Raw genomic sequence first — 10,692 nt, 5'->3', positions numbered from 1 at the left:
CGACCACAGAGGGTTCTCTGTAGCTGATCTGGCCGTGGTTAACGGTCCCGTCCTGGCCCTCGACCGGCATGGGGTGACATCGATGGCTAGCAACGAGGAAAAGCTTCTGGACTACCTCAAGCGGACCACCGCCGACCTGCGCGAGGCCCGCCGTCGCCTGGACGAGGTCAAGGAGCGCGACTCCGAGCCGATCGCCATTCTCGGGATGGCCTGCCGTTACCCCGGCGAGGTGCGGACGCCGGCAGACCTGTGGCAGCTCGTCCGCGACGGCAGGGACGCCGTCACCCGGTTCCCCGGCGACCGCGGTTGGGACGTCGACGGGCTGTACGACCCCGAACCCGGCCGGCCGGGCCGCACGTACACCCGTGAGGGCGGCTTCCTGCACGGCGCCGGTGACTTCGACGCCGACTTCTTCGGGATCTCGCCCCGGGAGGCGCTGACCATGGACCCGCAGCAGCGGCTGCTGCTGGAGGTCTCCTGGGAGTCGCTGGAGGACGCGGGCGTCGACCCCGCGTCGCTCAAGGGCAGCGCCACCGGCGTCTTCGCCGGGATGATGTACCACGACTACGAGGGCAACAACTGCACCGGCGCGATCGCCTCCGGCCGCGTGGCGTACGTGCTCGGCCTGGAAGGGCCGGCGGTGACGGTGGACACGGCCTGCTCGTCGTCGCTGGTCGCGCTGCACCTGGCGGCACAGGCACTACGGTCGGGCGAGTGCACGCTGGCGCTCGCCGGTGGCGTGTCGGTGATGGCCACTCCGGAGACGTTCGTCGAGTTCAGCCGGCAGCGGGGGCTGGCACCGGACGGGCGGTGCAAGTCGTTCGCCGAGGCGGCCGACGGCGTCGGCTGGGGCGAGGGCGTCGGCATGGTCGTGCTGGAGCGGTTGTCCGACGCCGTCCGGCACGGCCGGCGGGTGCTGGCCGTCCTGCGCGGCTCGGCGGTCAACCAGGACGGTGCGAGCAACGGCCTGACCGCGCCGAACGGGCCGGCGCAGCAGCGGGTCATCCGGGCGGCGTTGTCGCGCGCGGGCATCGGCGCCGACGGCGTCGACGTGGTGGAGGCGCACGGGACCGGTACGACGTTGGGTGATCCGATCGAGGCGCAGGCGTTGTTGGCGACGTATGGGCAGGGTCGGGAGCGTCCGTTGTTGTTGGGTTCGGTGAAGTCGAACCTGGGTCATACGCAGGCGGCGGCGGGTGTCGCGGGTGTGATCAAGATGGTGTTGGCGATGCGGCACGGTATGGTGCCGGCGACGTTGCATGTGGATGAGCCGTCGTCGCATGTGGACTGGTCGGCCGGTGCGGTGCGGCTGGCGACGGAGACGGTGCAGTGGCCGCGCGGCGAGCGGCCCCGCCGGGCCGGGGTGTCGTCGTTCGGGATCAGCGGCACCAACGCACACGTGATCGTGGAAGAGGCACCCCCGGCGGCGGCACCGGTGGCGGTGCCGGCCGATCCGGTGCGGCGGTCGGTGGCGGTGCCGTGGGTGCTGTCGGCACACGGCTCGGCCGCGCTGGCCGCCCAGGCGGGCCGGCTGGGGGAGTTCCTGGCCGGGGCGCCGGAGGCCACACCGGTGGACGTGAGCTGGTCGCTGGCCACGACGCGGACGGCGTTGGCGCACCGCGCGGTGCTCGTCGGCGCGGACCGGGCGGGGCTGGTCGAGGCGCTGGCGGAGCTGGCTGCCGGCCGTCCCGCCGCCGGCGTGGTGCAGGGCGTGACGCTACCCGGTGCGCGTACCGCCTTCGTCTTTCCCGGCCAGGGCTCGCAGTGGACCGGGATGGCCGTCGCGCTGCTCGACACCGCGCCCGCGTTCGCGAGCCGGATGGCGGAGTGCGATGCCGCGCTGGCCCCGTACACCGGCTGGTCGGTGATCGACGTGCTGCGCGGCGCGCCCGGCACGCCGCCGGTGGCGCGGGTGGACGTCGTGCAACCACTGCTGTTCGCCGTGATGGTGTCCCTGGCCGCGGTGTGGCGTGCCCACGGGGTCGAGCCCGCGGCAGTGATCGGCCACTCGCAGGGCGAGATCGCCGCCGCCTGCGTCGCCGGCGCGCTGTCCCTGGAGGACGCGGCGCGGGTGGTGACGCTGCGCAGCCAGATCATCGGCCGCCGGCTCGCCGGACTCGGCGGGATGGCCTCCGTCGCCGAGCCCCGGGCCGCGGCCGAGTCGCGCCTCGCGCCCTGGGCGGGCGCGCTGTCGGTCGCCGCCGTCAACGGCCCGTCGGCCACGGTGATCTCCGGCGAGCCGAGCGCCCTCGACGACCTGATCGCCGCCTGCGAGGCCGACGGCGTGCGGGTCCGGCGCATCCCGGTCGACTACGCCTCGCACTGCGTCCAGGTCGAGGCGATCCGCGACGAGCTGCTCGCGGCCCTCGCCGACATCCAGCCCCGGGCCACGTCCGTGACCTTCTACTCCACCCTCGACGGGCGGGCGATCGACACCACGCGGCTCGACGCCGGGTACTGGTTCCGCAACCTGCGCAACCCCGTCGAACTGGAGCGGGCGGTCCGCCAGCTGGTCGCCGACGGCCATGGCGTCCTCGTCGAGGTGAGCCCGCACCCGGTGCTCGCGGTCGGCATCGAGGAGACCGTCGACGAGATGGGCGCCAGCGCCGTCTACGTCGGTTCGCTGCGCCGCGACGACGGCGGACTCGACCGGCTCCTGCTCTCCCTGGGTGAAGCCTGGACGGCGGGAGCGCCGGTGGACTGGGCCGGGATCCTCGCCGGCAGCGGCGCGACTCGGATCGACCTGCCCACGTACGCCTTCCAGCACCGGCGCTACTGGGCCGGCGGCACGGCCGGCGTGGACGTCAGCGGCCTCGGGCTGGCCCCGGCCGCGCACCCGCTCCTGGGCGCCGTGGTGTCCGCGCCGGCCGCCGAGGGGGTGACGCTGACCGGCCGGTGGTCCCTCGCCGGGCAGCCGTGGCTCGCCGATCACACCGTGTCCGGGCTCGTCATGGTGCCCAGCGCCGTCCTCGTCGAGCTGGCGCTGCGCGCCGGCGAGGAGGTCGGCGCCCCGCTCCTCGACGAGCTGACCGTGCGGGCGCCGTTGGTCGTGCCGGATGGGGCGGGCGTGACCGTGCAGGTCCGCGTCGGCGCCGAGGATGGCGCCGGCCGTTGGCCGGTGCGGATCCACTCCCGGCCCGAGACGCCGGCCGAGCTGCCGTGGACGCTGCACGCCGAGGGCCTGCTGACCGCCGCCGCGTCCGCGTCCGCGCCCGCCGGCCCGCTCGGCGAGTGGCCGCCGGCCGGCGCGGAGGCCGTCGACGTGCCCGGGTGGTACGAGACCATGGCGGCGGCCGGCCTGTCGTACGGCCCGAACTTCCAGGGCCTGCGGGCCGCCTGGCGGCGCGGCCCGGACGTGTTCGCCGAGATCGTCGTCCCGGAGCAGCTCGCGGCCGACACGGACGGCTTCGGTCTGCACCCGGTCCTGCTCGACTCGGCGCTGCACGCCATCGGTCTCGGCACCTTCGTGCCGGCGGAGGCCGGCGCCTGGCTGCCGTTCGCCTGGACGGGGGTCGCACTGCACGCCTCGGGCGCGAGCCACCTGCGGGTGCGGCTGTCCCCGGCGGGACCGGGGTCGCTGGCGCTCAGCATGACCGACACCGACGGCCGGCCGGTCGCCAGCGTTGATTCACTGACACCTCGGCTGCTCCAGCCCGACCAACTCGCCGCGAGCGCGGGCTACGTCGAGTCGCTGTTCCGGGTCGAGTGGGCGGCGCTGCCGGAGACGACGGAGCGCACCGCACCGGACTGGATCGAGCACGCCGACCTGACCGACGCGGCGGCGATGCCGTGGGTGGTGCACCGGGTGGGCCCCGGCGGCGCCGACGCCGGTGCCGTGCACGCGGCCGTCCACGCGGTCCTGCCGGTGCTCCGGTCCTGGCTCGCCGACGAGCGGCACACCGGGGCGCGGCTGGCCGTGGTGACCTCCGGCGCGGTCGCCGTCGGTGACGAGGAGGTACCCGACCCGGCCGCAGCCGCGGTCTGGGGACTGGTCCGTTCCGCGCAGACCGAGCACCCGGACCGCCTGCTCCTGGTCGACGTCGACGACCAGCAGGCCGTGCCGGCCGCGCTGGCGGGCGCCACGGACGAGCCGCAGCTGGCCGTGCGGGGCGGCCGGGTGTACGCGCCCCGCCTCGCGCGGGTGCCCGCCGCCAGCCCGCCGCCCTCGTTCGACCCGGCCGGAACCGTGCTGGTCACCGGCGGCACCGGCCTGCTCGGCGGGCTCGTCGCCCGGCACCTGGTGACGGCGCACGGGGCGCGACACCTCCTGCTGGCCAGCCGTCGCGGCCAGGACGCGCCGGGTGCGACGGAACTCGCCGCCGAGCTGACCGCGGCCGGCGCGACGGTACGGATGGTTGCCGGTGACCTGGGCAGCCGGGACGCCGTCGCCGAGCTGCTGGCGGAGGTGCCCGCCGACACCCCGCTGCGTGCCGTGGTGCACCTGGCCGGGGTGCTGGACGACGGGGTGGTGGGCTCGCTGACCGCCGAGCGTGCGTCCGCCGTGCTCCGCCCGAAGGCCGACGCCGCGTGGCACCTGCACGAGCTGACCCGGGACCTGGACCTCGACGCGTTCCTGCTGTTCTCGTCCGCCTCTGGCGTCTTCGGAAGCCCCGGCCAGGGCGCGTACGCCGCGGCGAACGCCTACCTCGACGCCCTCGCGGCGTACCGGCGCGGTGCCGGCCTGCCCGGCCAGTCGCTGTCCTGGGGGCTCTGGGCCCAGCGCGGCGAGATGACCGACGGGGTGGACCGCGTCCAGACGGGTCGCCTGGCCCGCTGGGGGATGGCCGAGCTGGAGTCGGACGACGCGCTGCGGCTGCTCGACGCGGCCCGTTCCGCTGGCGACCACCACCTGGTGCCGGTGCCGCTCGACCTGCGCGGCGGGGACGGCGACGTCCTGCCGCTGCTCCGTGGCCTGGTCCGGCCCGTGGTCCGCCGCGCCGGTGAGCGCGGCTCGCTGCGGCAGCGCCTCGCCGAGCTGCCCGAGGCCGAGCGGGAGGGGTTCCTCGCCGAGCTGGTCCGCAGCCGTGTCGCGGCGGTGCTCGGTCACGCCTCGGGCGAGACGGTCGCGGTCGATCGGGCCTTCAAGGATCTCGGGTTCGAGTCGCTGACCGCGCTGGAGCTGCGCAACCAGCTCAACGTGGCCACGGGCCTGCGGCTGCCGGCCACCTTGGTCTTCGACCACCCGAACCCGGCCGCGCTGGCCGCGTACCTGCATGACCAGCTCGTCAGCTCGACGGCGCCGGACGGTCCGGCGGTCGCAGTCGACCGCGACCCCGCCGAACCGATCGCGATCGTCGGCATGTCGTGCCGGTTTCCCGGTGGCGTCACCGACCCGGAGACCCTGTGGCGGATGCTGGCCGGCGGCCACGACGGCATCACGTCGTTCCCGGCCGACCGGGGCTGGGACCTGGACGCCCTCTACGATCCCGAGCCCGCCCTGCCCGGCCGGTCGTACAGCCGGAACGGTGGATTCCTCGACGGCGCGGCCGACTTCGACCCGGAGTTCTTCGGGATCTCGCCGCGAGAGGCGCTGGCCATGGACCCGCAGCAGCGGTTGCTGCTGGAGACGTCCTGGGAGGCGCTGGAGAGCGCCGGCATCGCTCCCGCGTCGCTCAAGGGCAGCCCCACCGGGGTCTTCGCCGGGGTCATGTACAACGACTACGGCACCCGTCTCGCCGGTCTCGCCGAGGAGTTGGGCGGGGTGCTCGGCACCGGTAACACCGGCGGCGCGATCTCCGGCCGGGTCGCCTACACCTTCGGCTTCGAGGGGCCGACGATGACGGTGGACACGGCGTGCTCGTCGTCGCTGGTGGCGCTGCATCTGGCGGTGCAGGCGCTGCGCTCCGGCGAGTGCACGCTGGCGCTGGCCGGCGGGGTGTCGGTGATGTCGACGCCGGACACGTTCATCGAGTTCAGCCAGGCCCGCAACCTCGCCGCGGACGGCCGGTGCAAGGCGTTCGCGGCGGGCGCGGACGGCACCGGCCTCAGCGAGGGCGTCGGTCAACTCGTCCTGGAGCGGCTGTCCGACGCGCAGCGCAACGGACGGCGGATCCTCGCGGTGGTACGGGGCTCGGCGGTGAACCAGGACGGTGCGAGCAACGGCCTGACCGCGCCGAACGGGCCGGCGCAGCAGCGGGTGATCCGGGCGGCGTTGTCGCGGGCGGGCGTCGGCTCCGAGGGCGTGGACGTGGTGGAGGCGCACGGCACGGGGACCTCGCTGGGCGATCCGATCGAGGCGCAGGCAGTGCTGGCGACGTACGGCCGCGACCGGGACGGGTCGTCCGCGGTGTGGTTGGGGTCGGTGAAGTCGAACCTGGGGCATACGCAGGCGGCGGCGGGTGTCGCGGGTGTGATCAAGATGGTGTTGGCGATGCGGCACGGTACGGTGCCGGCGACTCTGCACGTGGACGAGCCGTCGTCGCATGTGGACTGGTCGGCCGGCGCGGTGCGGCTGGCGACCGAGGCGGTGGCGTGGCCGGTGGTGGACCGGCCCCGTCGGGCGGCGGTCTCCTCGTTCGGCATCTCGGGCACCAACGCGCACGTCATCCTGGAGCAGGGACCGCCCGCCGCGCCCCGGCCCGCCGAGGTGCCGGCGACCCCACCGGTCGTGTCGTGGCCGCTGTCCGGCCGCGACGAGGCCGGGCTGCGCGGCCAGGCCGCCCGGCTGGCGTCGTTCGTGGCCGACCCGCCGGCGCCGGACCCGGCGGACGTCGCGCTGTCGCTGGCGACCACCCGGGAGCCGCTCCCGCACCGCGCGGTCGTGCTGGGCGCCGACCACGCCGGGCTCAGGGCCGCTCTCGACGCGCTCGCCGCCGGGCGGGCCGACGCCGGGGTGGTGTCCGGCGTTCCGGCCGGCCCCGGGAAGACGGCCTTCCTGTTCACCGGTCAGGGTGCGCAGCGGCTCGGGATGGGTCGGGAGCTGTACGCCGCCCATCCGGTGTTCGCGGCGACCTTCGACGAGGTGTGCGCGGAGTTCGAGCCGTACCTGCCCGGGGTTCGTGAGGTCGTGTGGGAGCGGGCCGATCTGGTGGACCGCACGGACTACGCGCAGGCCGGGTTGTTTGCGGTGGAGGTGGCGCTGGTCCGGCTGCTGGAGTCGGTGGGCGTCCGGCCCGACCTGGTCGCCGGCCACTCGATCGGCGAGCTGACCGCCGCGTACGTCGCCGGGGTGTGGGTCCTCGCGGACGCCTGCCGGATGGTCGCCGCGCGCGGCCGGTCGATGGCCGGCCTGCCCACCGGCGGCGCGATGGCGGCGGTCGAGGCGACCGAGGAGGAGGCGCTCGCCGCGCTCGCCGGCCACGGCGGCGTGGACCTGGCGGCTGTCAACGGACCGTCCTCGGTGGTGCTCTCCGGTGACGAGGACGCGGTCGCCGAGGTGGCTGCCGGCTTCGCGGCCCAGGGTCGGCGGACCCGGCGGCTCACGGTCAGCCACGCCTTCCACTCGTCCCGGATGGAGCCGGCGCTGGCGGACTTCCGGGCCGCCGCAGTGCAGGCCACGTACGCACCGCCCCGGCTGCCCGTGGTCTCCAACGTGTCGGGTGCGCTCGCCGGGCCGGAGCTGACCGATCCGGACTACTGGGTGAGGCACGTCCGCGCGGCCGTGCGGTTCGCCGACGGGATGGCTGCCCTCGCCGCCGCCGGGGTGACCCGGTTCGTCGAGGTCGGCCCGGCGGCCGTGCTCGCCGCGCTGGTGCCGTCCTGCCTGCCGCCCGGCGGTACCCCACCCGTGGCGGTCGCGGCCCAGCGGACCGACCGCCCGGAGCCGACCGGCTTCGTCACGGCGCTGGCGGAGTTGTGGACCCGGGGCGGCGCCGTCGACTGGGCGGCCCTGGTGCCCGGCGCGACGCGGCTCGACCTGCCCACGTACGCCTTCCAGCGCCGCCGCTACTGGCCCGACGCGGCGCCCCGCGTGCTGGACGCCCCCGGCCTCGGGCTCGGCGCGACCGGCCATCCCCTGATCGGCGCGGCCGTGCGGCTGCCGGACTCCGACGGCGTGGTGCTGACCGGCCGGTGGTCCGTCGCCACCCACCCGTGGCTGGCCGACCACGCGCTCGGCGAGGTGGTCGTCGTTCCCGGCGCCACCCTGGTCGAGCTGGCGATGCGTGCCGGGGACGAGGTGGGCTGCCCGATCCTCGACGAGCTGACCGTGGGTGAACCGCTCACGCTCCCCGCCCAGGCGGGCGTTCAGGTGCGGATCGGGGTCGGCGCGGTCGGCGACGACGGCCGGCGGACGGTGACCGTCCACACCCGGCCGGAGGACGCCCCGGCGGAGGCGGCGTGGACCCGGCACGCTGAGGGGTTCGTGGCGGCCGGCCCGGCCGTCGGCGACGGCGCCCGGCTCACCGCCTGGCCGCCACCGGGAGCCGAGCCGCTCGACCTTGACGGCTTCTACGAGGACCTCGCCGACCGGGGCTACCGCTACGGCCCCACCTACCGGGCGGTGCGGGCGGCCTGGCGATGCGGCGACGAGCTGTACGCCGAGGTGGCGCTGCCCGACCGGGTGCACGGCGAGGCGACGCGCTTCGGCCTGCACCCGGCGCTGCTCGACGCGGCCGTGCACACCGGCCTGCTGCGGGCCGAGGGCGACGGGCTGCTGGTGCCCTTCGCCTGGTCCGGGGTGCGCCTGGAGGCGACCGGAGCGACCGCGCTGCGCGTGCGGCTCAGCCCGATCGGTCCGGACCGGGTGGCCCTGGCCCTCGCCGACGCGGGCGGTGAACCGGTCGCGTCGGTGGGGTCGCTGTCCGTCCGGGCGTTGCCGGCGGAACGGCTTGCGGCGGCCGGGGTACGGCACGAGGGACTGCTGCGCCTCGACTGGACCACCGTCCCGACCACCGTCGCGGCACCCGTGACGCGCCGGGTCGCGCTCGTCGGTGCGGCCGTGGAACTCGCCGGCACCCTGCTGCCGGGTGCACCGGGTGACCCGGTGTCCGACCTCGCCACGCTGGCCGAGGCGGTCATGGCCGGCGGCCCGGCGGCGGACCTCGCCGTCGTCGTCTGCCCCACCGGCCTCACGGCCGGCGCGGCGGCGGCCTGGGCGCTCGACACGGTCCGGCCGTGGGTGACCGACGAGCGGCTCGCCGCCACCCGGCTGCTCCTGGTCACCCGGGGCGCGGTCGGCGTGACCGGCGGCGAGGCGGTGGACCCCGCGCAGGGCGCGGTGTGGGGCCTGGTCGGCTCGGCGCAGTCCGAGCATCCGGGCCGGCTCGTGCTGCTGGACCACGACGGGCGGCCCGCTCCCGGTGGCGTCGACGCGGCGCTCGCGGCGGGCGAGACCCAACTGGCCGTGCGGGACGGGGTGGTGCTCGCGCCGCGCCTGGCCCGGCTGCCGGCCGTCCCGCGTTCGGCGAGTCCGTTCGACCCGGACGGGACGGTGCTGGTGACCGGAGGCACCGGTGCCCTCGGCGGACTCGTCGCACGGCACCTGGTGACCGCGCACGGCGTGCGCCACCTGGTCCTCGCGAGCCGGTCCGGCCCGGACGCGGCGGGTGCCTCCGCGCTGCGCGACGAACTCACCGCCGCCGGTGCCGAGGTGTCGGTGACGGCCTGCGACCTGGGCGACCGCGACGCGCTCGCCGCCCTGCTCGCGGCCGTGCCGGGCGCACACCCGCTGCGCGGCGTCGTGCACGCCGCCGGTGTCCTGGACGACGCCGCCGTGACCGCCCTGGACACGGAGCGGTTGGTGACCGTCCTGCGGCCCAAGGCGGATGCCGCGCGGCACCTGCACGAGCTGACCCGCGAGCTGCCGCTGACGGCGTTCGTGCTGTTCTCCTCCGCTGCCGGGGTGCTGGGCGCGCCGGGGCAGGGCAACTACGCCGCCGCCAACGCGTACCTCGACGCCCTCGCCGCGCACCGCCGGGCCGCAGGGCTGCCGGCCGTCTCGGTGGCCTGGGGGCGCTGGGATCTCGACACCGGTATGGCCGGCCGGCTCACCGAGACCGACCGGCGGCGGATGCGCCGTGGCGGGCTGGGCGCGCTGACCCCCACCGAAGGGCTGGCCCTGTTCGACGCGGCGCTGGGCGCGACCGAACCGCTCGTCGTGGCGGTGCACACCGACCCACGGGCACTGGCCGAGCGCGTCGCCGCGGGCACCGTCCCGCCGGTGCTCCGTGGCCTGCTCGGAGCCGCCGGGCGGCGGACGGTCGACCTGAACGCCGGTGTCCGGGACGACCTGACGCGGCGCCTCGCCGGGGCCACCGACGTCGAGGCGGAGGAGATCCTGCTCCGCGTCGTCCGGGAGCAGGTGGCCGCGGTCCTCGCGTACGGCGGGCCGGACGCGGTGGAGCCCGCCCGGCCCTTCGCCGAGCTGGGCTTCGACTCGCTCACCGCGGTCGAGCTGCGCAACCGGCTCGGCACCGCCACCGGGCTGCAACTGCCGCCGACGCTGGTCTTCGACTATCCGACGGCCGCGGCGCTCGGCGCCTACCTGGCCGCGCAGGTGCGGGGCACCACCCCGGCCACCACACCCGCGCTGGCCGCGCTGGCCGACCTCGACCGCCTGGAACTGACGCTGACCGGCGTCGGGGCCGACGCGGTCACCCGCGACCGGGTCGCCCGGCGGCTCAAGGGTGTGCTGGCGGAGCTGGAGCGGTTGCCCGGCGACGTGGTGGCCAAAGACCTCGCCTCGGCGACCGACGACGAGGTGTTCGCGCTCATCGACCGTGAGATCGGGATCCCGTGAGATGGCAGGAGGGC

At 76.1% G+C, this 10,692-nt stretch carries 1 protein-coding gene; it reads left to right on the top strand.

Annotation, left to right across the window (positions count from 1 at the left end; translation table 11 throughout):
* Window positions 1-82: 82 nt before the first annotated feature.
* Entirely contained in the window at window positions 83-10,678 is a 10,596-nt protein-coding gene (locus O7615_RS11835) for a type I polyketide synthase (protein WP_278177503.1), read from the top strand.
* Window positions 10,679-10,692 lie beyond the last annotated feature (14 nt).

The sequence above is a fragment of the Micromonospora sp. WMMD1082 genome (genome assembly GCF_029626175.1).
Lineage (GTDB): Bacteria > Actinomycetota > Actinomycetes > Mycobacteriales > Micromonosporaceae > Micromonospora.
This window is presented reverse-complemented; position numbering and strand designations above follow the sequence as displayed.

Coding starts and splice junctions, on each gene's coding strand:
- O7615_RS11835 (WP_278177503.1), top strand. CDS start 83: ATGGCTAGCAACGAGGAAAAGCTTCTGGACTACCTCAAGCGGACCACC.